The sequence below is a fragment of the Ilumatobacter sp. genome (genome assembly GCF_046290335.1).
Classification (GTDB): Bacteria; Actinomycetota; Acidimicrobiia; order Acidimicrobiales; family Ilumatobacteraceae; genus Ilumatobacter_A.
This window is the reverse complement of sequence record NZ_JBKAGH010000003.1, coordinates 526,386-550,638: the sequence shown is the minus strand read 5'-3', so window position 1 is coordinate 550,638 and position 24,253 is coordinate 526,386. Positions and strand designations below refer to the sequence as shown.

At 64.5% G+C, this 24,253-nt stretch carries 22 protein-coding genes; 14 read left to right on the top strand and 8 right to left on the bottom strand.

From position 1 onward, the window contains the following. The first annotated feature begins 27 nt into the window (after positions 1–27). Complete coding sequence (locus ACE37B_RS15115) at positions 28–2,247, top strand: LuxR C-terminal-related transcriptional regulator (RefSeq protein ID WP_409924154.1); 2,220 nt, start codon at positions 28–30, stop codon at positions 2,245–2,247. A 51-nt stretch (positions 2,248–2,298) separates the two neighbouring features. Here ACE37B_RS15115 and ACE37B_RS15110 read toward each other — a convergent pair whose 3' ends face one another. Next, positions 2,299–3,279: a helix-turn-helix transcriptional regulator gene (locus ACE37B_RS15110; RefSeq protein ID WP_409924153.1), complete on the bottom strand. Its 981-nt coding sequence runs from the start codon at positions 3,277–3,279 to the stop codon at positions 2,299–2,301. A gap of 99 nt (positions 3,280–3,378) precedes the next feature. Between ACE37B_RS15110 and ACE37B_RS15105 the strand changes: the two genes are divergently transcribed. The 3 genes from ACE37B_RS15105 (at position 3,379) to ACE37B_RS15095 (ending at position 6,620) form a co-directional block, all read left to right on the top strand. Beyond that, positions 3,379–4,320: an alpha/beta fold hydrolase gene (locus ACE37B_RS15105; protein WP_409924152.1), complete on the top strand. Its 942-nt coding sequence runs from the start codon at positions 3,379–3,381 to the stop codon at positions 4,318–4,320. 346 nt (positions 4,321–4,666) lie between these two features. Next, positions 4,667–5,308 carry a TetR/AcrR family transcriptional regulator gene (locus ACE37B_RS15100; protein WP_409924151.1) on the top strand — a complete coding sequence of 214 codons (642 nt, stop codon included), beginning with the start codon at positions 4,667–4,669 and terminating at the stop codon, positions 5,306–5,308. Positions 5,309–5,318: 10 nt separating this feature from the next. Beyond that, entirely contained in the window at positions 5,319–6,620 is a 1,302-nt protein-coding gene (locus ACE37B_RS15095) for an alpha/beta fold hydrolase (RefSeq protein ID WP_409924150.1), read from the top strand. A 221-nt stretch (positions 6,621–6,841) separates the two neighbouring features. On the opposite strand, the gene ACE37B_RS15090 is transcribed toward ACE37B_RS15095, so the two are convergent. Beyond that, the gene (locus ACE37B_RS15090) at positions 6,842–7,498 is read right to left on the bottom strand and encodes a class I SAM-dependent methyltransferase (protein WP_409924149.1); all 657 of its coding nucleotides are present in this window, start codon (positions 7,496–7,498) and stop codon (positions 6,842–6,844) included. Continuing rightward, positions 7,495–9,726, bottom strand: a complete 2,232-nt coding sequence (locus tag ACE37B_RS15085; RefSeq protein ID WP_409924148.1) for an MMPL family transporter — start codon at positions 9,724–9,726, stop codon at positions 7,495–7,497. The genes ACE37B_RS15090 and ACE37B_RS15085 overlap by 4 nt, the downstream gene beginning before the upstream one ends. Positions 9,727–10,041: 315 nt before the next feature. On the opposite strand from ACE37B_RS15085, the gene ACE37B_RS15080 reads away from it, so the two are divergent. From ACE37B_RS15080 to ACE37B_RS15060, 5 genes are all read left to right on the top strand, one after another. Next, on the top strand, positions 10,042–11,031 hold the full coding sequence (locus ACE37B_RS15080; protein ID WP_409924147.1) for an ATP-binding cassette domain-containing protein: 990 nt from the start codon (positions 10,042–10,044) through the stop codon (positions 11,029–11,031). Next, the gene (locus ACE37B_RS15075; RefSeq protein ID WP_409924146.1) at positions 11,028–11,822 is read left to right on the top strand and encodes an ABC transporter permease; all 795 of its coding nucleotides are present in this window, start codon (positions 11,028–11,030) and stop codon (positions 11,820–11,822) included. Before ACE37B_RS15080 ends, ACE37B_RS15075 begins: the two co-directional genes overlap by 4 nt. Positions 11,823–12,289: 467 nt before the next feature. Then, entirely contained in the window at positions 12,290–15,691 is a 3,402-nt protein-coding gene (locus tag ACE37B_RS15070; protein WP_409924145.1) for an AfsR/SARP family transcriptional regulator, read from the top strand. Between the two features lie 65 nt (positions 15,692–15,756). Then, entirely contained in the window at positions 15,757–16,797 is a 1,041-nt protein-coding gene (locus ACE37B_RS15065) for an NAD(P)-dependent alcohol dehydrogenase (protein ID WP_409924144.1), read from the top strand. Positions 16,798–17,241: 444 nt separating this feature from the next. After that, the gene (locus ACE37B_RS15060) at positions 17,242–17,412 is read left to right on the top strand and encodes a hypothetical protein (RefSeq protein WP_409924143.1); all 171 of its coding nucleotides are present in this window, start codon (positions 17,242–17,244) and stop codon (positions 17,410–17,412) included. Positions 17,413–17,855: 443 nt separating this feature from the next. Here the strand turns inward: ACE37B_RS15060 and ACE37B_RS15055 are convergent, their stop codons facing one another. From ACE37B_RS15055 to ACE37B_RS15045, 3 genes are all read right to left on the bottom strand, one after another. Then, the gene (locus tag ACE37B_RS15055) at positions 17,856–18,326 is read right to left on the bottom strand and encodes a type II toxin-antitoxin system VapC family toxin (protein ID WP_409924142.1); all 471 of its coding nucleotides are present in this window, start codon (positions 18,324–18,326) and stop codon (positions 17,856–17,858) included. Between the two features lie 226 nt (positions 18,327–18,552). Then, entirely contained in the window at positions 18,553–18,735 is a 183-nt protein-coding gene (locus tag ACE37B_RS15050) for a hypothetical protein (RefSeq protein WP_409924141.1), read from the bottom strand. A 64-nt stretch (positions 18,736–18,799) separates the two neighbouring features. After that, entirely contained in the window at positions 18,800–18,958 is a 159-nt protein-coding gene (locus ACE37B_RS15045; protein WP_409924140.1) for a hypothetical protein, read from the bottom strand. 98 nt (positions 18,959–19,056) lie between these two features. Here ACE37B_RS15045 and ACE37B_RS15040 point away from each other — a divergent pair, with 98 nt between their 5' ends. The 3 genes from ACE37B_RS15040 to ACE37B_RS15030 all read left to right on the top strand — a co-directional run bounded on the left by ACE37B_RS15040 (position 19,057) and on the right by ACE37B_RS15030 (position 21,210). Continuing rightward, complete coding sequence (locus ACE37B_RS15040) at positions 19,057–19,611, top strand: RNA 2'-phosphotransferase (protein WP_409924139.1); 555 nt, start codon at positions 19,057–19,059, stop codon at positions 19,609–19,611. Between the two features lie 109 nt (positions 19,612–19,720). Continuing rightward, positions 19,721–20,224: a DUF6933 domain-containing protein gene (locus tag ACE37B_RS15035; RefSeq protein ID WP_409924138.1), complete on the top strand. Its 504-nt coding sequence runs from the start codon at positions 19,721–19,723 to the stop codon at positions 20,222–20,224. A gap of 44 nt (positions 20,225–20,268) precedes the next feature. Beyond that, on the top strand, positions 20,269–21,210 hold the full coding sequence (locus ACE37B_RS15030; protein ID WP_409924137.1) for a nuclease-related domain-containing protein: 942 nt from the start codon (positions 20,269–20,271) through the stop codon (positions 21,208–21,210). Positions 21,211–21,218: 8 nt separating this feature from the next. Here the strand turns inward: ACE37B_RS15030 and ACE37B_RS15025 are convergent, their stop codons facing one another. Further along, on the bottom strand, positions 21,219–22,193 hold the full coding sequence (locus ACE37B_RS15025) for an exonuclease domain-containing protein (RefSeq protein WP_409924136.1): 975 nt from the start codon (positions 22,191–22,193) through the stop codon (positions 21,219–21,221). Between the two features lie 95 nt (positions 22,194–22,288). Here ACE37B_RS15025 and ACE37B_RS15020 point away from each other — a divergent pair, with 95 nt between their 5' ends. Beyond that, entirely contained in the window at positions 22,289–23,026 is a 738-nt protein-coding gene (locus ACE37B_RS15020) for a hypothetical protein (protein WP_409924135.1), read from the top strand. 41 nt (positions 23,027–23,067) lie between these two features. Here the strand turns inward: ACE37B_RS15020 and ACE37B_RS15015 are convergent, their stop codons facing one another. Then, positions 23,068–23,580, bottom strand: coding sequence for a hypothetical protein (locus ACE37B_RS15015; RefSeq protein ID WP_409924134.1), 513 nt, complete (start codon positions 23,578–23,580; stop codon positions 23,068–23,070). 468 nt (positions 23,581–24,048) lie between these two features. On the opposite strand from ACE37B_RS15015, the gene ACE37B_RS15010 reads away from it, so the two are divergent. Next, the gene (locus ACE37B_RS15010; RefSeq protein WP_409924133.1) at positions 24,049–24,243 is read left to right on the top strand and encodes a response regulator transcription factor; all 195 of its coding nucleotides are present in this window, start codon (positions 24,049–24,051) and stop codon (positions 24,241–24,243) included. Positions 24,244–24,253: the final 10 nt, after the last annotated feature.

Here is a 24,253-nt window from a genome sequence, read left to right as displayed (position 1 = left end):
TTTCGCCGGCGACGTAGGGTCGACCCCATGGCCGGGCAGTTGGGCAGCGGATTGGCAGCGACGAAGTTGGTTCCACCGACGCTGCCTGACCGTCTGGTTCAGCGGTCGCGTCTGAGCGATCGGCTCGATGCCGGTCTGGCGGGCCGAACCCGGTTGGTGCTCGCCAGCGCCCCGGCCGGATCCGGCAAGTCGACGCTCCTCGCGTCGTGGCTGGCGGGGCGCCCTGAGTCCTCCGCCTGGTTGCAGGTCGAGGACGGCGACTCGGATCCGGCCCGGTACTGGACCTACCTGATCGCATCCATCGCCGAAGCGGTTCCAGCGATGGCCGGCTCGCTCGAACAGCTTGTGAACGGTTCGGACAGCAACGAGCAGATGCTCGTCACGGCCATGGTCAACCAGTTCACCGACCTCGCCGAGCCGTTGATCATCGTGGTTGACGACTACCACCTGATCGAGCATCGGTCGGTGCATCGCGGAATGGAACGCCTGATCGACTTCTGCCCGCCCGCGGTGACGATCGTCGTGTCGACCCGGGTCGATCCTCCGTTTCGGCTCGGACGACTCCGAGTCCGCGGTCAGGTGATCGAGATCCGGGGAGACGACTTCAGATTCGCGGCGGCCGAAGCCTCCGGCCTCCTCGCCCAGTACGAGGGACAGATCCTCGATCAGAGCGTCGTCGACCGGCTGTGTCGTCGGACGGAAGGGTGGGCGGCCGGCCTGGTGCTCGCGGGTTTGTCGTTGCACCGCTCCGCCGACCCCGAGCGATTCATCGAGACGTTTCAGGGCGACGATCAGCTCGTGGCCGACTACATGACCGACGAGTTCCTCGCCGGAGAGAGCGACGAGCAACGCCGGCGGCTGCTCGAAACGTCGGTGCTCGAACAGTTCAACGGCGCGCTCGTCGATGCCGTCACCGACAGCACCGGTGGCGCGTCGTGGCTGCTCGATACGGCGAAGAGCAACCAACTGCTGATCGGCCTCGACCGCACCGGCTCCTGGTATCGATACCACCATCTCCTTCGCGACATCCTCCGGCTCGAAGCCGAACAGGTGCTGACCCCTGAGCATCTCGACGAACTCCACGGGCGAGCCGCGGCCTGGTTCGAGACGGAAGGCGACACGCTGCGAGCGATCGGACACCGCCTCGCAGCGGCCGATCGAGACGCAGCGGTCCGACTGATGCGCGTGCTCGGACCGCAGTTGATCTCCGACGGGCAGATCGACACGCTCCGCAACCTGCTCGAGCGGATCGGCGAACCAGCCACGAACGACGCTGCGTGCGCGCTGACGTGGGGCTGGTGTGACTACATCGGCGGCAACTACCGACGAGCCCACGAGTGGGTCGAGACGACCCACCGCCTCGCATCGCCCGACTTCGATCGCACCATCACCGCGCCGCTGCGTCTGAACCTCGCCGTCGCTCACGGCGACGTCGGCACCGCGCTGGAACTCGCACGCGAGCTGTCGGCCACCGACCAGTTCGCCACGCACGGCCCGGAACTCGCTACCTCGGCCGGAGGCGTCTTCATGTGGGCCGGCCATGCCACCGAGGCACGAGCAGTGCTCGCGGTCGCTGTTCAGCGGTCAGTGGCCACCGACTTCCGAGCAAGCCACGTGCTGAGCTGCATCTATCTGGCGATCAACGACTTCGACGATCGCGCAGACACATCGGGGGGCCAACGTGTACTCGACACCGCCGACGAGTTGGGGATGAGCTCGTACTACCGGATGGCACCGGCCTACGCGCTCAGAGCGCGGAGCGCCGACGATGCCGTGTCGGCTCGGGCCGACGCCATGAAGGCGGTCGAGCTCGCGCGGCAGACTCCCGGCGATCTCGCCCTCGCCTACACCCTCACCATCTGCGGCGACACGCTCCTCGACGCAGGTGACGACTCCGGCCAAGGGCTGCTGACCGAGGCTCGTTCGATCATCGATCGCTGTCCCGACCCCGGAATCGCCGGCCGCTACCTCGCTCGCATCGAGGCGCGGCACGGTGTCGCCGACCGAAAACGACCGATACGCGGCGGCTCTGCCCGAGTCGCCGACGGCTTGGTCGAGCAACTGACCGAACGGGAGACCGCCGTGCTGCGCTACCTCCCGACCAAGCTGTCGCAACGCGACATCGCGTCCGAGTTGTACGTGTCGCTCAACACCGTGAAGACCCACTGCGCTGCGATCTACCGCAAACTCGGCGTCGGCGACCGCAAAGCCGCTGTCCAGGCCGCCCGCGACCTCGGCATTCTCTGACGCGAGATCCACCGCACCTGCAACAGATCGGGGCCCCTTTCGCGGCTGCGGTCAGCGTTTGGCTGCGGGTGGACGGTTCGGGAGCCGCTGGGTGAGCAGCGTCACGGCGTCGGCGACATCGTCGGGCGCGATCGCGGCGATGGGCGCGTTGAGCGCGACGCGGACGATCGACAGGGTGAGGTGGTCGACGTCTTCTGCGTTGATGCCGATGACGCACGAGTCGGTTGCGGTGTCGACGACGTGGTGGTCGACCCATGACAGCACGGGTTCGAGCTGGGCGTAGGCAGCCTCGACGGTGACCAGGGCCTGGACGTTGCGGGGTATCGATGCGATCGACGCGGTCAGGAAGGCGCCGGCATCGCCGCCCGGGATCTCGCGGTCGGCGAAGCGGCCGCCGGCAAGTTTGGTGTCGCTCAGCCGGTCGACTCGGAAGGTCCGCCAATCGTTGCGGCGAAGGTCGAAGGCGAGGAGATACCAGCGTCGTTCGGCGGTGACGAGTTGATGCGGTTCGACGAGTCGTCGGCTGCGGTCGCCGTCTCGTCGTCGGTAGTCGAAGCGGACTTCCTCGCGGTCGCGACACGCTGCGGCGAGCACGCTGAGTGCGTCGGGGTCGACATCGGTGTCGGGGCCCGTCCAGCGCAGTTCGACGACGGCGGAGTGCAGTGCTGAGACTCGGCGCCTGAGTCGGTCGGGAAGGAGGTGCTCGATCTTCGCCATGGCGCGTAGCGAGGTGTCTTCGATGCCGCCGATGGCCGCACTGGCGGCCGAACGCAACCCCAGGGCGACCGCGACGGCTTCGTCGTCATCGAGGACGAGCGGTGGCAGATGTGCGCCGACAGCGAGTCGGTATCCCCCGTCGGTCCCCGTCGTCGCGTCGACGGGATAGCCGAGGGTGCGGAGCCTGTCCACGTCGCGGCGCACCGTCCGTTCCGTGACCTCGAGGCGCTCGGCGAGTTCCGCAGCACGCCACAACCGATGCGTCTGCAGCAGCGACAGCAGGTGCAGCGCCCGGCCGGTCGGATCGTTCGTCACCGTCTCAGATTGTCACGCGTTGCGGACAGATGCTGTCCGCAGTGGTTCGTACGGTGATTCGACATCACCAAGAACCCCCACCAGAAGGAGCAAACCATCATGTTCAACCCCACCGACTTTCCCGAGCCAACGATCATCCCGGTCGATGGCATCGAACTCGAAGTCTTCGAAATGGGCCGCGACAACACCACGCCCATCGTGCTCTGCCACGGTTGGCCCGAGCACGCCTTCTCGTGGCGTCACCAGATGCCCGCTCTCGCCGCAGCGGGCTATCACGTCATCGTCCCCAACCAGCGGGGCTACGGCAACTCGTCCCGACCGGTCGACGTCACCGACTACGACATCGCCCACTTGACCGGCGACCTCGTCGCGCTGCTCGACCACTTCGGATACGACAACGCCACGTTCGTCGGCCACGACTGGGGCGCGAACGTCGTCTGGGGTATGGCGCTCCTGCACCCGGACCGGGTCGACGCAGTGATCAACCTCGCCTTGCCGTACCAGGAGCGCGGCGAGCAGCCCTGGATCGAGATGATGGAACAGGTCTTCGGTCACGACTTCTACTTCGTCCACTTCAACCGCCAGCCAGGCGTCGCCGACGCCGTGCTGGACGACAACACGTTCCGGTTCCTTCGCAACCTGTACCGCAAGAACCAGCCGCTCGTCGCTCCCGCTCCGGGCATGATGATGATCAACATCGCACAGGCCGAATCGCCATCGGGCGAGCCGATCATGAGCGACACCGAACTGGCCGTGTTCGTCTCGGCATTCGAAACATCAGGATTCGCCAGCAGCATCAACTGGTACCGAAACCTGGACCGCAACTGGCACCTGTTGGCCGAGGTGGATCCGATCGTCCGAATGCCCGCGCTCATGATCCGCGGCGAGCGCGACCCGATCCCGAAGTTCGAACGGCTGTCGGAGTTCGTACCCGACGTGGACGAGGTCGACCTCGACTGCGGCCACTGGATCCAGCAGGAACGACCGGACGACACCACCCGCGTGATCCTGAACTGGCTGAAGCAGCGGGCCAACGCCTAGTTCGAACGACCGGGCCGGGGGCGGGTCGCCGGACCAGACCGGAAGCCCGTTCGTCCACAGCGTGGCAAGTCGCTTCGCGCGGAGACGCTCGACCAGTTCGACTGCGACGACGAGCCAGCTTCGCGCCGACGACCCGAAGGTCTGCCAGCAACCACTGGAATCGCCCCGGCTCGTCTCGCGAGAGCTCAGCGTGTGGGACTCCGGCAGTACAGCACGAGGCGAGGCCACACTGATCGGAGCGACGACCCACCCGCCGGCGGTCACCGCTGCAACAGACCTCGCACGCACCTGGTCGAGCGCGGGTCCGCGAACGAGGCAAACATGAACTGTAGTACAGTTACATATCATGGTTGATGCATCGCCGTCCGCACCCCGTATCCGGCCACCGAAACAGGAGCGAAGCCGCAAAGCGTTCTCAGCGGCGCTCGACGCGTTCGAGGAGCTACTCCGGCAGCGATCGGTTCACGACGTGAGCATGCAGGAGGTCGCGGACCGAGCCGGGTTGTCGCTGACGTCGGTCTATGCACGTTTCGATGGCAAGGCAGCGCTCGTTCTCGGTCTCCACGAGCGAGTCATCGCCGACGGCACAGCGCTCGCCGATCTCGCCGATGCCGACGAATCGCTGGCCGACCTGACACTGCACGACCTCGTCTCCAGGATCGTCCACTCGGTCGGAGCCTTCACCGAATCGAACGAGCACGTCTTCCGAGCAGTCCTCGCCACCGCCGATCGAGAAGCGACCGACCGCATCGCCGACTTCGTCCGCAGTTCCTCCGAGCGGGTCGCAGCGTTGCTTCGAGACCGCATCGACGGAGATCGCGACACCGTCGAACGCGACCTCGACTTCGCCTGGCGATCCGTCATCGCCATGTTGCAGCAGCGCTGGATGCTCGACGGCGCCGACCCAGCCCGCTTTCCGCTCGAGACGACCGAACTCCGCGACCGCCTCACCGCCCAGTTCCTCGACACCGTCTCCACCCCTCACTGAAAGACATCGCATGACCGCCAACACCAGGTTCATCGGCCTCGGGATTCTCGCCTCCCTGACTGCGTTGGTCGCGCGTTTGCGGCGGTCGAGATCTGGGAGCGATCGCTTCTTCAAGGACCAGCACTTCCACTACGAGACGCTGAGAGTCGTGGCGCACACACCGTATGGCGGCGCAGAGATCGGCGAGGTGTTCTCGATCGTCGGCAAGATCCGCGAGGGCAACACCGAGGACTGGTATCGCGAATGGTACGCGATGGCCAAGTTCGTGGAACAGAAGGCCGACGACATCGACGACCCGCGCGGCAAGGGCCTCGCACTGATGCGGGCTCAGAACTACTACCGAAATTCCGAGTTCTATCTCTCGCCGACCGATCCGAGGCGCGACGACACGTTTGCGAACAGCGCACGGACCTATCGCGATTCCCTGAACCAGCTCGGCGTCGAATTCCACGAGTTCCCGGTCCCCTACGACGGCGCACAGTTGAACGCGATCTACTACCCGTCTCGAGCCGACGGCGCCGACGACAGACCGCTGCTGATCGCTCACGGCGGGTACGACTCGACGCTGGAGGAGTTGTACTTCTGGTTCGTCGCACCCGCCTTGGAGCGCGGGTATTCGATTCTGACGTTCTCCGGGCCTGGTCAAGACTCGGTGATCCGCCAGCACGGCATTCCGTTCACACACGAGTGGGAACGGCCCACGACTGCCGTCATCGACGCGCACCTCTCCCACCACGACCAACCTGAACGGTTCGTTCTGCTGGGACTCAGCCTCGGCGGACTGCTCGCCCCGAGAGCTGCAGCGTTCGAAAAGCGCATCGACGGTGTTGTCGCCATCGACGCGATGTACAGCTTCCAGGACACTCTGTTCACCAGCATGCCCGCTCCGGCACGGCCCATTGTGCGGTGGCTCTACGACAACGATCACGCCAGAGCCTTGAACCTCGTCGTGAAACTCAAGGCGCGGGTCGACGTCGGCGCCGCGTGGGGCGTGAGCAACGGCCAGTGGGTGATGAACTTCCAAGGCCACGGAGAGATCTTCAACGCGTTCGAGCCCTATCACCTCGAAGGCATTGCGGAGTTGATCCAATCCGACGTTCTTCTCCTCTGGGGCGAAGACGACCACTTCGTCGACGACGATCAACTCACTCGAATGCAAGCGGGCCTCGAGAACGCTCGCAGCGTGACGACCAAGTCCTACAGCGCATACGAGGGCGGAAAGGAGCACGCTCAGACCGGCATCCTGACAAGTGTTCACGCCGACATCTTCGACTGGATACATCAACGCTTTCTCCAAACAGAAAGCTCCTGAAGGTGTTGGTCGTTCGCTACCCAAGGGGCAGTCCCAGATCCTCCGAGGGTGGTTTCTGATCGCGCAGTACGCGCAGAATGCCGGACCCGGACGGGTCGCAGGTGACCGCTGTTTCGAAGATGGAGCACCGCAGTCAGGCGGCACTGCACTGCGGATTGGTGGGTTCTCCCGGGGCTTCGGTCTCCGTCAGTTTCTCGCGTTGGCCAAGCTCTGGTCGGGTGTCACCGGCTGCGAATCTCCGCGATCGTGATGAGTCCTCGACAGCTCACACCGAGAAAGCTGGGCGAAGACTCGTGCAGGATGACCGGATCGATCGGGTTCGAATGGAGGAACCGGCGTAGGCGCCAAGCGTGCAACCGTCCCATGATCGTGTCGCTGGCCGTGAGGGCCAGGATCAGTACTCGACCTTGCGGTGCGAGGGCATTGGTTGCGGCTGCGATGAGAGCTGCCGGGTCGGGATGATGCGACAGCACCCATGTGATGACGATGAGGTCGTGCTCGCCCTCGGTGCCCAAGGTCTCGATCGCATCGCCGCACACGAACCGGGCACGACTGTACGGGTGGTTCATTGCCGCGCGCTGCAGCATTCGCTCCGACGTGTCGACGCCGACGTAGTTCTCGATGTCAATGCCGGTAGCGGCCAGCCGTTGCAGGTTGCGGCCTGTGCCGCACCCGACGTCGAGAACGCGCAGCGGGCGCTTCGGGAGCGAACGCAGCCGATGTTCGAACGAGGCGAGCGCGTCGCGGCACGTCAGCCGTTCCCACAGCTGGGCACCGAGGTCGTATCGGTCGACGAACCGCGATGCGTACAGGTCGTGGACTCGGTGAGGGTCGGGCGGCTCAACCGGACGGCGCTGCTGGTGAGCAAGAAGCGTCACACCAGGACCTCGTCGCGTGACTCCCGGGCAGTTGCCACTGATTCCATTTCCGGTGTCGGGAGTCCGGATTCGCCTTCGATGTCGATCTTCGGGAGGAGTCGGTCGAGCCAGGCCGGGAGCCACCAGTTCGCGTCGCCCATGAGCTTCATCGTCGCGGGGACGAGGACCATTCGGACGATGGTGGCGTCGACGAAGATGGCGGTGGCCAGGCCGAGGCCCATCATCTTGATGATGGGGTCGTCGCCGAGGACGAAGCCGAGGAACACCGAGATCATGATGAGTGCGGCTGAGGTGATGACCCGTGCGGTGCTGGCGATGCCGTGGATGACGGAGGTCTCGTTGTCGCCGGTGATGAGGTACTCCTCGCGGACTCTCGAGAGGAGGAAGACTTCGTAGTCCATGGAGAGTCCGAAGAGGATGGCGAACATGAACATGGGGATGAACGCGAGGATCGGCACGGTGGATTCGAGGCCGATGAGATCCTTTCCCCATCCCCATTGGAAGACCATGACCAACACGCCGTAGGCGGCGCCGATGGAGAGCAGGTTCAGCAGGGCGGCCTTGAGGGGCACGAGGATCGAGCGGAACACGAGCATCAACAACAGGAACGACAAGAGAATCACGGCGGCGAGGAAGGCCGGGAGTCGTTCGGTGACGCGGCCGCCGATGTCGGCGAGGGTGGCGGTCTCTCCGCCGATGTGGGCAACCGCAGCACTGTCGTCGAGGACTGAAGGCAACGCCACGGTTCGTAGTCGTTCGATGGTGTCGAGTGTTGCGTCGTCTTGGGGTGCGGTGGTCGGAAAGGCGATCAGTGTCGCGACGCCGGATTCGGCGTTCACGGTCGCTGGCTCGACGGCTGCAACGCCGAGGTCGGAGGCGATTGCCGAGCGCAGTGGTTCGACGACGTCGGGATCCTGTGAGATGTCGATGGCGACGATGAGTGGTCCGTTGATGCCGGGACCGAATCCGTCGGCGACGAGGTCGTAGGCGACGCGTTCGGTGCGTGACGTGGGGAGTGAGCCGGCGTCGGGGAATCCGAGGCGGAGCGACAACACCGGAGCGGTGAGCGCGAGGAGTAGCGCGGTGACGCCGATCGCGTATGTCCAGGCGTGCTTGGACACATGGGTTCCCCATCGTTGCCAGCCGATCCCGATCTCCGAGCCATCGGTTGGCTGGGCGCCGTTTTCTGGGTATCGGGGTGCGAGGCGGCGCAATCCTCGTCGGTTGATGTGGTGCCCGGCGATGCCGAGGAACGCCGGAAGCAGGGTGATGGAGGCGACCACCATGATCAGCACGGTGACCGAGGTGGCGACCCCCGCAGCGGTCATGAACGGAACACCGGCGACGGCGAGTCCGAGAATGGCGATGACGACGGTGCCGCCGGCGAAGATCACTGCTTGGCCGGCGGTGGCGACTGCTCGGCCGGCCGATTCCTCGATGGTCATTCCTCGAGCGAGGTGCTCGCGGTGTCGGGTGACGAGGAACAGTGCGTAGTCGATGCCGACCCCGAGCCCGACCATGCTGGCGATCTGCGGCGCGAAGCTCGGGATCTCGATGACGTAGGTGATCAGTGACATCGAGCTGACGCCGAGCGCAAGACCGAACAGTGCCAATCCGATCGGGAGGCCCATGGCGATGATCGATCCGAACGCGAACAGCAGGATGAAGACTGCGGCGATCAGGCCGACCATTTCACCGGTGCCGGTCGGTGATTCTTCGAAGGCGAGAAACAGGTCGCCGTTCAACTCGACCTGCAACGGAGAACCGACCGGAAGGTCGGCTGCGAGTTGTTTGAGGTTGTCGAGGTCGCCGGAGTCGAGTTCGTCGATCACCTCATACTGAACACGGATGAGAGCCACCCGTCCGTCGGGTGACACCGAACCACTCGCGGTCGGGTCACTGGCATCGATCACGTTCGGGAGCTCGGCTGCAGCTGTGTGAACGTCGATGAGTGCGGCCTGGGCCTCAGCGGACGAGCCGAACGTCGAGCCGTCGCGTGGCGTGAGGACGATCTGGGCTGTTGGTCCTGCTGAATCGGAGCCTGTCGAGGTCAGTAGATCGAGCGCATCCGCCGAGTCGAGACCAGGTGCTCCGAATGAGTCGTCGAGGTCGCGACCGAACGACACGGACGCCCCGACGACGACGAGCGCGACGACGAACCATGCCCCGATCACCGTCCATGGGCGGCGGGCTGCGAATCGTCCCAATGTGTACAGGGCATGTGACATGGCGGTTCCTCTTCTCGAAACTGGAGACCTCGGCGGCGAACCATCCGGCTCTTCTGGTCGAGTTCGAGGTTGACGACGACGGGTCGAGCCGCAGCCGAGGAGTGGACGGGTGGTGGTCGTGTCGTCGGGCCTCGACTCGACCCGAGCGCAACCGACGTGCCCCTCGACCGATTCATCGACGCGAACGCCGGTCGAGGAGCAGTGGAAGCGTCACCACGTCGACCCCACCCGACCTCGACCAGGGTCCGGACCAGGCTCCACCCGCGCCCTGCACTGTTCATCCGGACAACAGATCCCACCGAACGGAGCACCCGAATGAGCGCAATCATCCACGTCCGAGGACTCATGAAGTCCTACGGAGCACTGAGAGCGGTCGACGACCTCGACCTCACCGTGCAGCAAGGCACGGTCCTCGGCCTCTTGGGCCCGAACGGATCGGGCAAGACCACCACCGTCTCCATCCTCGCCACCCTGCAGCAAGCAGACGCAGGTACGGCGACGATTGCGGGCGCCGACCTCACGACATCACCCCAAGATGTCAGGCGCCAGATCGGCCTGTCCGGTCAGTTCGCCGCCGTCGACGAGTACCTCACCGGCTTCGAGAACCTCGAGATGATCGGCCGCCTCTACCGGCTGGGCCGACGACCCGCGGCTGAGCGGGCACGCGAACTGCTGGAACGACTCGATCTCACCGATGCGGCCGATCGACCCGCCACGACCTACTCGGGTGGCATGCGACGACGCTTGGACCTCGCAGGTGCGATCGTCGGCAACGCACCGGTGATCTTCTTGGACGAGCCGACCACAGGCCTCGACCCCCAGAGCCGCAACACCATGTGGGCACTCGTGAAGGAACTCGTCGCCGACGGGACCACCGTGCTGCTGACCACCCAGTATCTCGAAGAAGCAGACCAACTCGCCACCGACATCGTCGTCATCGACGACGGCCGCGAGATTGCCCACGGATCACCCGACGAACTCAAGGCGATGGTCGGAGGCGAACGAATCGAGCTGCTTCTCGACACCGAGAGCGACGCCACCACTGCGCTCGCCGTCCTGGGCTTGGTCGCAGTCGGCCCGCCTCGATGCGAGGGCCGCGCACTGAGCGCTCCCGTCGATGGTGGTGCTGCGAGCCTGGCACTCGTCCTGCAGGCACTCGACGCGCACGGAGTTGGCGTCTCAGATGTCGGACTGCACCGACCCTCGCTCGACGACGTTTTCCTCTCGCTCACCGGCGAGACACCCCCGGCCCCATCAGCCGAGACCAACCAAACCACCCACGTCGATCTGCAGGAGGTCTCATGATGGCGACCATCAGCAACACGTTCGCCGACGGGATGACGGTCGCCCGCCGGAACGTCATCAAGATCCAACGAGTCCCCACGATCCTCGTTGCCGCCCTCGTCCAACCACTGATGATGATCGTGATCTTCGGCTACGTCTTCGGCGGTGCCATCGACATTCCCGGCGACTCCTACCGCGAGTTCCTCATCGGAGGCGTGTTTGCCGTGACGCTGACGTTCGGCTCATCCTTCACCGCCGCCGGACTTGCCGACGACATGCAGAAGGGGATCATGGACCGGTTCCGATCACTCCCCATGTCCAGATCGGCCGTCGTCGTCGGACGCACTGCAAGTGACCTCGTCCTCACGACCATCTCCCTCGTCGCGATGGGAATCGCGGGACTCGCTGTTGGCTGGCGTGTCCCCAATGGCATCGATGGCGCCCTCGCAGGTTTCGCCCTGCTGTTGCTCTACGCCTACGCGCTCTCCTGGGTCATGGCCTACGTCGGCCAAGTCGTTCCCAGCGTCGACACGGTCAACAACGCGTCGCTCGTGGTTCTCTTCCCGCTGACCTTTGCGGCCAACACGCTCGTGCCGAGCGAAACGATGCCCGGCTGGCTGCGAACCCTCGCCGAGTGGAACCCGGTCTCGGCCGTCACCCAAGCCGCACGAGAACTCTTCGGCAACATCCCGGCCGGAACACCCGAGCCAACCGCATGGTCGCTCCAGAACCCCATCTTCTACACCCTCGCCTGCGTCGCAGCGATCCTGACCGTGTTCGTCCCGCTCGCCGTTCGACGCTTCGGCACGTAACTCACCATGTAGGTCGAAACATCACGCCTGAACCAACAGACCAAGCCCCTCATGAGACGCCGAACGCAATTCACCCTGATCACCGGCAAGATTCGAACCGCGGGTCGCTTCTCAAGAGCGCGAACGTCCACTACCTCGGCGTCCATTTCCCCAGCACCGTCGGCTTCCTCGCATGGGCGTGACGCAACCACCGCTCCGAGTTCGCACGAGTCCGCAATGCGCTCATCGCGACGACCAGCGCCGGTCTCGTGATCCACGTGCTCTCTCCCCCCAGCTGTCCAAGTCGGCGTTCGCTGAGGGACTTGGGGCTTGGTGTCGGTGGACTCGATGAGAGTCCGGCCAGCCGCACCACCACGGCGATGCAAGACTTCAGGTAGGCCCTCCACCGCTTCTCCACCGGCGCTCGACCCACGCCGGACACAGTCGTCTACGTGTACAAATCCCGAAGTGAGTGCGACGATGACGAGATGATCGATGCGTCCGCACCCACTGCGCAGTGGCGTATCTCGCTGCTTGGTGGCGTGCGGATCACCGACGCGTCCGGCGCACAGGTCGATCCGGGCCCCGCGAAGTGTCAGGAGCTGCTGGCGGCGCTTGCCCTGGAGCCGCAAGTGGCGATCACGGTCGGGCGGCTCGTCGGGTTGCTGTGGGGAGAGAGCCCGCCGAGAACGGCCGAAAAGACATTGCAGACCTACGTGGCGCGTCTACGCAAGGCGATTGGTTCGGAGGCGATCGTTCGCACCGGTTCCGCGTATCGACTCGACGTCGACCCAGCGTCGATCGACACGTTCCGGTTCCGGAGTGCGTTGAAGCGTGGCGACATCGAAGTGGCGCTTCAGGAATGGGCGGGCGAACCGCTCGCCGGTGTCGACGCCGATGGTCTTCGACCACTCTTCGACGGCCTGGTCGAGGAGTGGTTGGACGCCGTCGAGGCCGCCCTGGAACAGGCCGTAGAAGCCGATCCGGGAGCGGCGACGGGTCGGCTGACCGAACTCGTCGCCGCGCATCCGTTCCGCGAGGGGCTCTGGGCCCTCTTGATGACCGCGCTGTACCGAACGGGTCGACAGGCCGAGGCGCTCGGTGCGTATCGACGGGCACGCGCGGCACTCGTCGACGAACTCGGTGTCGAGCCCGGCCCACGACTTCGTGAACTCGAACAACTCATCCTCGGCCAGGATGAACAACTCGTCGCAGGTGTCGAACCCCGCCACGGTCGACGCGCCGACGGCCCGGTTCCGACCGGCACCATCACGTTCGGTTTCGTGGAACTCGACGATGCCGCCGCGTTGTGGTCGGAGCATCCCGACCACGCTGCCGACGTCATCTCGACCTTCGAGGAAATCGCCAAAACGGTCGCTGGCGACCACCGGGGTCTGGTGTTCGCCGGAGGCGCTGAGACGATCGGCGTCGCTTTCGATCGCGCTGCCGATGCAGCCGGCTGGTCGATCGCCCTGCACCGCTCGCTCTCCGCCCATGAGTGGCCCGACAGAGCGCCGATCGACGTTCGCGTCGGACTGCATACGGGCGACGCGGACGAACGCAACGGCTCCTACTACGGACCAGCCGTCACGATGGCGAAACGCGTCGCCGCTCTCGGTCACCCCGGACAGACGATCGCAACGTCGGTCGCGGCAACGCTGTGCGGGCTCACGGAGCAGAGTGAACTGGGCACATTCGCGCTCGAAGGCGTGCGAGCCGAACATTCGCTCCATCAGATCGGGTCGGGTTCCTTCCCCCCGCTACGAATCGCGACGCAGCGACACGATGAACTGCCACGACCAGCGAATCGACTGATCGGCCGCGACGGCCTGGTTTCCACCGTCTCCGCCGCGCTGGCCGATGCCCCGATCGTCACGCTCGTCGGCCCCGGTGGAATCGGCAAGACCAGGCTCGCGCTCGAGGTCGCACGACGTGACCGCAACGTGTCGCTCGACGGCGTGTGGTTCGTCAGCCTCGCGGAAGTCGCTGAGTCGAAAGACGTCGCACGAGCGCTCGCCGACGCCCTCGGCGTACACGAGTCGTCCGAACAGTCCGTCCTCGACGCAATCGTTGGGGCTCTACGAAACCGAACGGGCCTCATCATCCTCGACAACTGCGAGCACGTCGTCGACGGGACCAACCAGCTGCTCCTCACGCTGGTCGAACGTTGCCCACATCTCACCGTGCTCGCCACGTCGCGAGAGGGCCTCGGCGTGCCGGCCGAACAGCTGATCGTGGTTGGTCCACTCGACATCTGCGACGCCAGCGTCGAGTTGTTCGTTCAACGTGCACTCGTCAGCGATCACACATTCGACGGCGAGCTGCACCGCAACACGATCAATGCCGTCTGTCGCCGGCTCGACGGTGTGCCACTGGCGATCGAACTCGCCGCCGCCCGCGTCAGAAGTCTCACTCCTGCGGACCTCCTTGCCCGGCTCGACGACAGCTTCAGTCTCCTGACCGGACCTCGCCGCGGCACGATCGAGCGGCACCGGACGCTACGGGCCACGATTCAATGGTCCTACGACCTCCTATCGGAGCAGGAACAACGACTGTTCCGCCGTCTCGCCGTCTTCTCCGGACCCTTCGACCTCATCGCCGCCGAACGAGTCGTCCCCGATGAGCACTTGCCGGCCGCCGACGTCACCGCACTGATTGGAGACCTCGTCGATCAGTCGATGTGCACAGTCGAGTCCGGGACCGCTGGCCGCCGATTCCGACTCCTCGAACCAATGCGACAGTTCGCGCTCGACGAACTCGCGCTCGATGAGTCCGACCGCGACCTGCGGCGACGCCACGCCGATCATGTTTGCGACCAGATCGTTCGCATCCGACGTCTTCTCGCTGGGCCCCGTGAGATCGATGGCGTCGCCGAACTCACCGAGATCTGGCCCAACCTCCGCAGCGCCGTCGACTGGGCCATCGATCGGAACGATCTCAGCCTGGCGACCGACCTCGTCGGGCCGATCGTCTCCCAAGGCTTCCTGAGGCGCGGGCTGGGCGAGCTTCGCGACTGGATCGAACGGATCATGGAGATCGCCGGTCCCGACGACGAAGATGCCATCGCCGACGGCTTGCTCTGGACGGCCACCTTCTACCTCATGACCGAAAGCCGTTCAGATTTTGATCGCCTCATCGACCGGTTCGGCGAACCGGACCTCATCCTCGCGAGGTTCGCTCGGCTTGTCATGGACCGTGACGAATTCGCCGTCGTCGTCGCAGCCCCCGAGGCGATCGCCGAGGCACGGCGCCGAGGAGACACTCTGCTGGCCCACCTTCTCGAGGTCTTCGTTGCCGGCAACCTGATCAGCTCCGGCCGACTCGATGAAGCCGAGTCCTATGCGAACGGCGTCGTGCAACGCGTCGAGGGCACCATGCCGCCGACGTTCCTCAACTGGCTGCAGTACATCATCGCGACCGTCCGAGCGATTCGCGGTGATGCTGCCGGCGCCGACGCCATCTACGACCGAATCGCCTCCATGCCGTTGCCTCCGCGGACGAACTCACCCAACGAAACCCTTGCCGCCCGGCGAGCGTTCCGAACCGGTGACCACCAGAGCGCCTACGCCATTCTGGCCAACTACATCGACGAACTGCTCGTCGTCGGCAACCTCAGCGGGGCCGGGGTCGTGGGCTTGGAGTTCGTGAACATGATGGTCGGCACCGAGCAACTCGCTGAAGCGGCATTCATGCTGGGCTACTACGAGAGCAACGGCGTCCTCGACGTCGACGGCGACGGCTTCAAGGTGCTCCTCGTCGAGCCAGGCATGCTCGTCGATGCCGATCCACGAGCATCACAGCTCCGTTCCGAGGCTGCAGCTCGGCAGCTCACGCCACGCGATGCCCTCGAGTACATGGCCGACACGCTCGACCGACTCACGAAGGTGTAGGGGTTCCACCGGCGCTCGGGTCGTCCACCGACAACGCTCGACCCGATTCGGTGACCGTGGTCGACATGACACGAACAACGAACCCCACCACCATGACCGCAGTCGTGCAGAGCGCCTACGGGCTCGATGCGATCGAGGTCGACGAGCGCCCGGTTCCATCGCCTGGGCCGGGACAACTACGGATCAAGGTCGCTGCGAGCACTGTCAACCCAATGGACCTGCACCTTGCCACCGCAACGCCAGGCATCGTGCGATTCGTCGAGGGCTTCCGGCGCCCAAAGCACGAGATCCTTGGCCGCGAAGCATGCGGCGTGGTCGACCAACTCGGGCCTGGCGTCACTGACTTCGAGATCGGCCAGACCGTGTTCGGCTGGATGACCGGCGCATTCGCCGACTACGCCATTGCCGACGCCGACCATGTGTGGCTCGCGCCGACAGAGATGACCGAGTTCGAGTGCGCCGCGCTGCCGATCGCCGGCGCCGCTGCCCTGCAGGCAATCGAAATCGGCGATGTCGCAGGCAAGCGAGTCGTCGTCAACGGCGCATCTGGAGGAGTCGGCCACTACGCCGTGCAGATCGCCAAAGCGAGAGGAGCACGGTGGGTTGCTGGAGTGTGTTCCTGCAAGAACGCGGATTTCGTGCGCGGTCTCGGCGCCGACCAGGTCATCGACTACGACTCCGAGGACTTCGCCTCCGAGCGCTGGGATGTGATCCTCGACTGCATCGGGAACCGGACCGACGCAGAGATCCGGCAGGCACTCGTCGACGACGGCCGATGGGTGGTGATCGGCGACTCCGACATGGACGGAGTATTCGGCCCGCTTCCTCGCCTGGTGGCACGGCTCGCGCGCTGGCGATTCGGGTCGCAGTCGTGTCATTGGTTCGTCCAAGGCGAGGACGTGCGGTACCTCAAGGAACTCGCAACACTCGTCGGCGAAGGCGGAGTCCGCTCACAATTGACCGAGACCATCAGCAGGGCTGATGTCCGAGCGGGCTACGACCGAATCGAGAGCGGTCGCACCGTCGGCAAGCTCGCGGTCGATGTCGCAGCGGCACGTCGAGTCGATCCGATCGAAGCGAGCGGCCAAACCAGAGTCCCCTCGTGAACACCGCAACGACAAGCAAAGAGTCCGCGGGCGGTCCGAACGAGCGCATCGACCGGTTGGAGACAAGGGCGTTGCTGTGCGCCCTGTGGATGTCCACCGAGCAGCCCGGCATGGTCGTGTGGGTCAGCACCGCCGGCCTCTATCCGCTCGACCATCTCATCGAGATCATCGAGAACACGGTCCCTCTCGACGCGGCCGGCTTCGTCGCGTTCGGCGCCGATTCGTCGAACTATCGACGCAAGGCGAGCGACATCAGCTCAGCATTCACTGGCACGAATACGTTCTCGCAACCGCCCCACGGCGACGTTGCGGGAGACTGTCCGTGGTCGTACCGATTGCGATCGGACTCGGATGTATGGTCTGGCTCGACTCCGGCGACGCCGGCACTCTCACGTGGGACGACATCCAGCAGCGGTTCGCTGACCGCCGCGCCCAGCGCGGCACGTGAGCCTTCGCGTCGAGTTCCACGACCTCGTCGACCTCGATCTCTTGAATGCCTGGAACTGGTACGAGGACCAAGAGGACGGTCTCGACGACCGCTTCCTTGGCTCGATCAACGCAACCGTCGTTCGGGTGTCGCAATGGCACCAACGCGGGGCGGCCCGTCCTTCGTGACGACCACGATGAGATCATCGAGCGGACGGTCCCAGCCGACGGCTTCCCATACGCCATTCGCTACCGGATCCTGGGTGCTCAACTTCTGATCATGGCGGTACTACACCAGAGCCGCCACCCCAACCTCGGTGCGGTCCGCCAGCCCTGACGCCTCCCGGGAGGCACGTAGCGCTCTCCGTCCGCCGAACCCTTGGACCTTCGGGTTATGAGTCGCAGAAAGTCACTGTCAGTTGATGACGGGCCGTGACGTTTTGTTGCGTCTAGCTGGGGTTTTGCCGCTTCTTGATGACGGGTCGTTCCTGTGGATTACGGGCCGTGACGACTGGTCCGTTAGAAGAATCGTTAGAAGTTTGGAGCTGCCGCCGAACCTCCGCGCACGGCGCCCATAGTTAAATCGAAGCGTGCCGAAGGTTTGACGGGCCCCGTGCAAGTTGAACCCTGGCTCAATCCCTCGCCCCAGAGTCGTCGGGCGAGAATCGCTCGACAGGGACACTCAAGACCGGCGCATTGGCGAGGCGTCCGTCAGCGGTCGCCAGAATCGCGTTGCCGTCGTGTTCGTTCATCAGCTGCTCGGTCGCTGCGACGTACATCGCGTCGTACGGCGTGATGTTGTTGCGCATCTCCCAGACACGAACAAGCATCGGCTGAGTGAGTTCGATCCGTTGGAACGGCCAGCTGGCCATGCTTCGGATTGCCCGGTCGCAGTGTTCCTCGGTGAGCACCGGATCGCTGCCAGCGCGGAGCAGCTTGTTCCTCAACGCCGCGGCCACTTCCAGCTTCGTCAGAGTTCGCATGACATACGCACGATCGTCGCCGACGAGCTCGGTGAGCCGCTCTCGGTAGCGACGCCCGATGTCGCCTTGGACGTCGACGAGCGTTCCAGCGAGCAACGGTGCGTCGACGACGACGTGCACGTCAGGCGTCTGGTCGTTCGCGGTCCGAACGCACAGCAGCAACGAGGTCGCGATGGTCGTCGGCCGTCAAGCTCGGCCCATCTTCAGATTCGATCTCCGCGAAGAACTCCGCCAAGGACTTCTCCGGGGCGTCAATGGGACCGGCAGGCGAGGACATTCCTCAATACTGCCCCATGGGGGTCGCAGAGTTCGCGAACGAGGAGGGAATGACGCTGCGAGCTGGTGCTCAGCGGCCGTCGAATTCGGAGAGCTCGACTCGCAGGTCTTCAGCTTTCGACCGAACGGCATCGAGTTCGAGTTGCTCAAGTTTCGTCCGCTTGCCCGGCCGCGACTCGATGTTGCTGGCCGCTTCGTCGAAGCGGGCGAGGTGTGCCTTGGTCGAGCTGTACTGGGCTTCGTTGGTGATCACGATCGGTCTTCCTTCGCAACGTCGATGCCGAGGTTGCTCGCTTGGTTCATCAACGGCCGATCGGTCATGCACCTTCGAGGATGCCAAAGAACTTGTCCTCATCAGCACTGGTGAGATCACCGATGAGCAGCTCGTCGAGGTTGCCCATTGGATTGCAGCGTTCGATGATCTGCTCAAGAGTCAGCTCGGCCGGAGCCGACTTGGTCTCGCCGTTGCCTGACACAGCCACCTCCTCGGAGAGCCTCAATCGTACGTCGTCGACCAAGCGGTGCCAGCGGAACTGACGACCCGAGTTTCGCGCTCGACTGCAACACTGTCGTGATGAGCAGAGCTGTCGTGAGCAACGACAACGCTGTTCGAATCAGCATGCGCCTGTCGTACGTCCTGCGTCATCGACCGGACACCGCGGGCATTGAACTGGATGCGAACGGTTGGGTCGACGTCGAGTCGCTCGTGGCCGCACTCAGCGCCAACGGAGATGCGGTACTACTCGACGAGATCGAGCACGTCGTCGCCACGTCGGAGAAGCAGCGCTTCGAGTTGGTGGACGGACGAATCCGTGCGGCACAAGGTCACTCGGTATCAGTCGACCTCGACCTCACGCCACTCGCTCCTCCCGACGTTCTGTTTCACGGAACGGTCGAGCGATTCCTGCCACTGATCGCCGAGCAGGGACTCAGATCGATGGAGCGCAGCCACGTCCACCTCTCCGCCGATGAGACGACTGCGACAAAGGTGGGGCAGCGACGCGGCGTTCCCGTCATTCTCCAGCTGCGAGCGCTTCAGATGAACCAGGACGGCCATGACTTCTTTCGCGCCGCGAACGGCGTATGGCTCACCGTCAAGGTTCCGCCGAACTTCCTGGTGTTTCCGTAGCGATGTCGCTCAGAAAAGAGACAACCGTTTCATTTGCGAGCAATGAATCCTCGCACGGTGTCGCCGTGTCGCTTGCTCGCCTTGGTCTGTCTCGCAGGAGGACCCGACCGTGCTGACCGTCCACGCCACGAAGAAGCTTGCGCAACGCCTCGGCGGATTCACGAAGAACGCGCCGTCGGCCGACGGCGTGCCGCTGGCCCCTTGGTACGCGACTGCGATCTTCTGGCGACCGCAGGTCGCGCTCTTCGTCGACGAGTACACGCTGCTGCCAGCGCTGCTCCCGCTTGCGCCGGCATCGACTCTCCTTGCTCGATTCCCTCACACGCTGGCGGAGACGCTGGCTGCTCACGATGCGCCTGCCGAGTTCATTGCGAGCGCGCTTGATCGAACCAGCGACGATGCGGTCTGTGTTCCCACGGAGAGCCGCAGCACGCTCGGAGTGGTCAACGAACTCGTACGCCACGCTGGCTACGCGCTGGACGATGCCGGCGGCGACATCGATCTCGTTGGCCTCGCGGTGTGGCTCTCCAACACACCGATGAGTCCGCTGTACAAGCGGCGCATCAGTCCCGACCGGGAGCTCACTGCGCTCATCGAGAAGTCCAGTTCCTGACCATCGACCTTCATGTCGTAGCACGTTCGTGCCGATGTCTGACCATGAGTCAGCTCATCGAGACGCGTTGGACCCGCTACGGGAACGACCGCGTGTACGTCCGAAACCAAGCTGGCGACGAGATCGGCCACATCGACCTCAAGGAGCACAAGGTCGTAGCCAAGACGCCGGGCTACGAGTCGAGCCTCGAAGAATGCTTACGCCGGTGGACCTCGGAATCTCAGAGCAAAACGCCTCACGAATCGCCCACCGAGGTCACGGAGGGCGTCGCCCCATCTGAACTCCCACCATCAGCACCGGCTCTCACGTCGCCAAGCCTGCACCCCTACCCGACCCCTCAGCCAATCCCGGCTCCGACGGACCTCGCAGACAACGTGGCCGGCGCCGCCGCATGGGCGGAGCGGGAGCGCGTCAACAGCCTGGCTCCCGCGCTCAACCTGGTCGCCAGGGTCCTCGGCGTGAAGACCGACGAGCGATCCTGGCGCGTTGGGGCGAAGGGCGAGGAGAAGATCGCTCGGGAACTCGCAAAACTTGGCCCCGGTTGGCACTGCCTCCACGCCATCGAAGTGGGTGATCGAGGCAGCGACATCGACCACGTCGGGATCGGTCCACCCGGCGTGATCACCATCAACACAAAACGCCATCCGCGCGGCAAGGCGTGGATAGGCGAACGGATGGTCATGATCAACGGCCAGAAGACGGACTACCTCCGCAACTCACGCTTCGAAGCCGAGCGAGCTGCCAAGTTGTTGTCCGCCGCATGTGGCAGATCGATCGAGGTGCGGGCTGCGATCGCGTTCGTCGACCTCGACGACTTCAACGTCAAGCAGATGCCGTCGGATGTCCACGTGACGACTCGACGCCGGCTGCTTGGGTGGCTTCGCGACCTGCCCCGCGTGGTGTCAGACGAACAGGTCGAGGAAATCTTCGCCGTCGCTCGGGTCAGCAGCACTTGGTCTGCTTCGCCCAAGGCCTTCGCCAGTTGAACCGACAGTCAGCTGTGTAGCAGAGCCAGAAAGTCGCGCTCCGCAATGATCTCGATCTCGTGGCCTTCGTCGCTGAGCTGGGCAGCTCGCTTCATCTTGCCGGTCCGCATTCCATCGGCAAATTGGACGAAGTCGGCGTCGCCAATGACCAGCGTGTCCACTTTGGTCGACACGTTGTCCTTGAAATCTGCCCCAAAGGCGGTGATGCGTTCGGCCGCTTCTCTGCGCACCATCGAATACATCGCTCCGGTGAAGCAGAGCGTGCGTCCGAATAGTGGGTGGTCCGGGTTCGCGTCCTCTGCGGCTTCGAGATTTCGGAGGCCGGGCAGGGCGTTGCTGTTGAGACCGATGAATGAGGAGGGGTCGAGTGTGCCGAACATGAAGTCCAGCCGCTGGCACATGTCGCTCAGACTCGTTGCCTCTGAATCTCGGATTGCAGCCAGGACGACGCCTGCACACGCTGCCGCATCCGAACCTGCCTCGTGGTGGTCGAGAGCCAGGCCCAGTTCGCCACTGAGATAGGCGAGTCCGTAGGACGGATACGCCTTCCATGCCCGCTTCGCAAGTCTCCATGAACACATCGCCTCGGCATCGATGCCCAGCAATTCGTACCGCGCCACTGACTGCCGAAGCACTCCAAGGTCGAAAGTCGCGACGTGTGCCGCCACGACTTGGCCGCTCAGCAGAACCGAGAGTTGCGGCCACAGCTCCGCAAACGTTGGCGCATCGGCAACGTCGTCGGGGCCGATGCCGTTGACCGCCATGTTGTAGCCGTCAAAGAATGTCTCCGGATTGATCAGCGCCGAGCCATGTTCAACGACGACGCCAGCACGCACGACTGCGACGCCCACGGAGCAGGCGCTTGCACGTGAGGAGTTCGCTGTTTCGAAGTCGATCGCGACGAAGTCAGCCCCTTCTGCCGAACGAGGGAGTCCACCTGTCGTCGAACGCCGACGCTCCAGTCCTATATCAAGGCCCGCCATTGGCGCTGACATTAGTTCGATCCCGCGGCCTGCGCCTTCGAACAGGAGCCCCATCGCCGTGTGCGGAACGACGCACAGTCCGCAATGATCTGTAGATGAGCGGTGCTACGGATGAGCGAAACGACGTGCTGGCGCAAATCGGTGCCGAACTCTCTGACAAGTTCCGCCCCTTTCAAGCCGGCGCTATCCCAGACGAGTCGTGGACTCTCCACAAGGCGGTGCGCGAGGTCTTTCAGACCAACTCACCGTGGGGGTTGATCGCCTACGAGAACCATGAGGAGCTTCGTTCTGAAATCGGGGCCGCCTACGCAGCGCTCGACCAGGCTCTTGGCGAAATGGGCGGCTCCGGCCGCGCTGAGCCATGGAGCCTGGACAAGGACCGCAAGACCGACGAGATGGTGGAACTCTGCGAGCGAGCATCGATTCTCGCCGGTCCCGAGTCGCCGCGACCGACGGTTGGCCTGCAACGTGAACCGATCAGTGGCCTACGAGGTGTCGGCAAGTACCGAGGAGCGATTTGTGCCGTGATCGCCGAAGTCGCCACCGCTCGTGGCGTCAGCTTTGAGGAGGTTGTCGACGAAGTCACGGAACTCGGCTCAATCACTGACGCGGCACTGCTCGATCATCTCGAGCGCTTGCCACGAACCGCCCCCGATGCGGATGCAGCGTCGGCCGCTGCGGTGACATCAATGTGGTCGGGAAAGTGGCTCGGCTCGCGCGGCAACCTGATGAGCGACTATTTCCTCAAGGTGCAGACCTTGTCGGGCGCCTGGCGTGATCTTGAGGCTCTCGACACCACCCTCGAAAAGATCGATATCAGGCTCAAAGCCTGACGACAGATTCGATCGCACAACTCTTTGCCGGAGGACCGGCATCACCGGCCCGGCGGCTGCACTGTCGGCAGCTTTCGCCGGGTCAGCCGCTCTGGCGGTTCAGGTGCTTGCTGCCATCTGTCTCCAACGGGCTCGTAGCCGAATATCTCGGCGCGGTACCGCTCCGTGTCCTCCATCTCGTCCCACGACTTGGTGGGTCGGTTCGGGTCTCCGCCCCCTTCGGGGATGTAGTCGGCGGGTCCGCGTCCCGCCCACTTGGCGAGAACGAGGTCTGTGTCGTTCAGCTCGCTCCACTCGTTGGTCGGCCGGCAGGGCGGGGCAGGGGGCGGGACATTGCTGGGGTCAGTCGATCGGCCCACCCATCCGTCGACAGCTTGTCGCGTGGTATCGAAGCTGAGGCGCTTGTTCCGCTGCTCCACGATCTCGGCTTCGGTCTCCGACGCCTGCTTCAACTTAGCTTGGCGGGCGAGGGCGGGTCGGTCGATCCAGTCCGTGGCAATCGAGTGGGCAACGACGTCGAGGGCACGCCACGAGCCGTCCTCGAGCGCACGCATGTGATCCTCGTGGATCCGGAGTCGGACGTCGATGTTCGGCTGCGATCGTTGGCCGGTGTGTCGAAGCGTCGGTTCGAGGAGAAGAACGTCTCGCCGATCGAGTCCACTCCGGCCCAGACCTCACCCCAGCTCGGGCTGGCGATGAAATTCATCAGCGCCCGCACTTCGGGCCGGTCGGTCAGTGAGGTCGCTCGGAGGATCCCCACGTGGACGGGTGCCGGATCACCGGCGACGAGGGGCGGCAGCATGAAATAGTCGACGTCCTCGCCGAGCAGGCCCGACCGTTGATCCTCGGGCGGGCCGAGGATGTCGATGAGACCGGACAACCCGTGGACGAACCAGCACGGAGGTCCGATGGGATCGGGCAACGGATTTCCGAGCCGCCGGCACCTCGATCGATCCACACGTCGCCGGCCGGCTCCTCGCCGCCTCCCGCGACCACGCCCTCGCGAACGCGCCGACGTGTCGATGCTGACCGACCGGGAACTCGACGTCCTTCGTCCGGTCGGGCGAGGCTTCTCCAACCGGGAGGTCGCCGCGGAGCTCTTCGTCAGCGACACCACTGTCAAGACTCACCTGAGCAGGGTGCTCACCAAACTCGACCGTCGCGACCGCAACGCCGCCATCGTCTTCGCTCACGACAACCGCATCCTGTCGTCGTGAGCTGACGGCG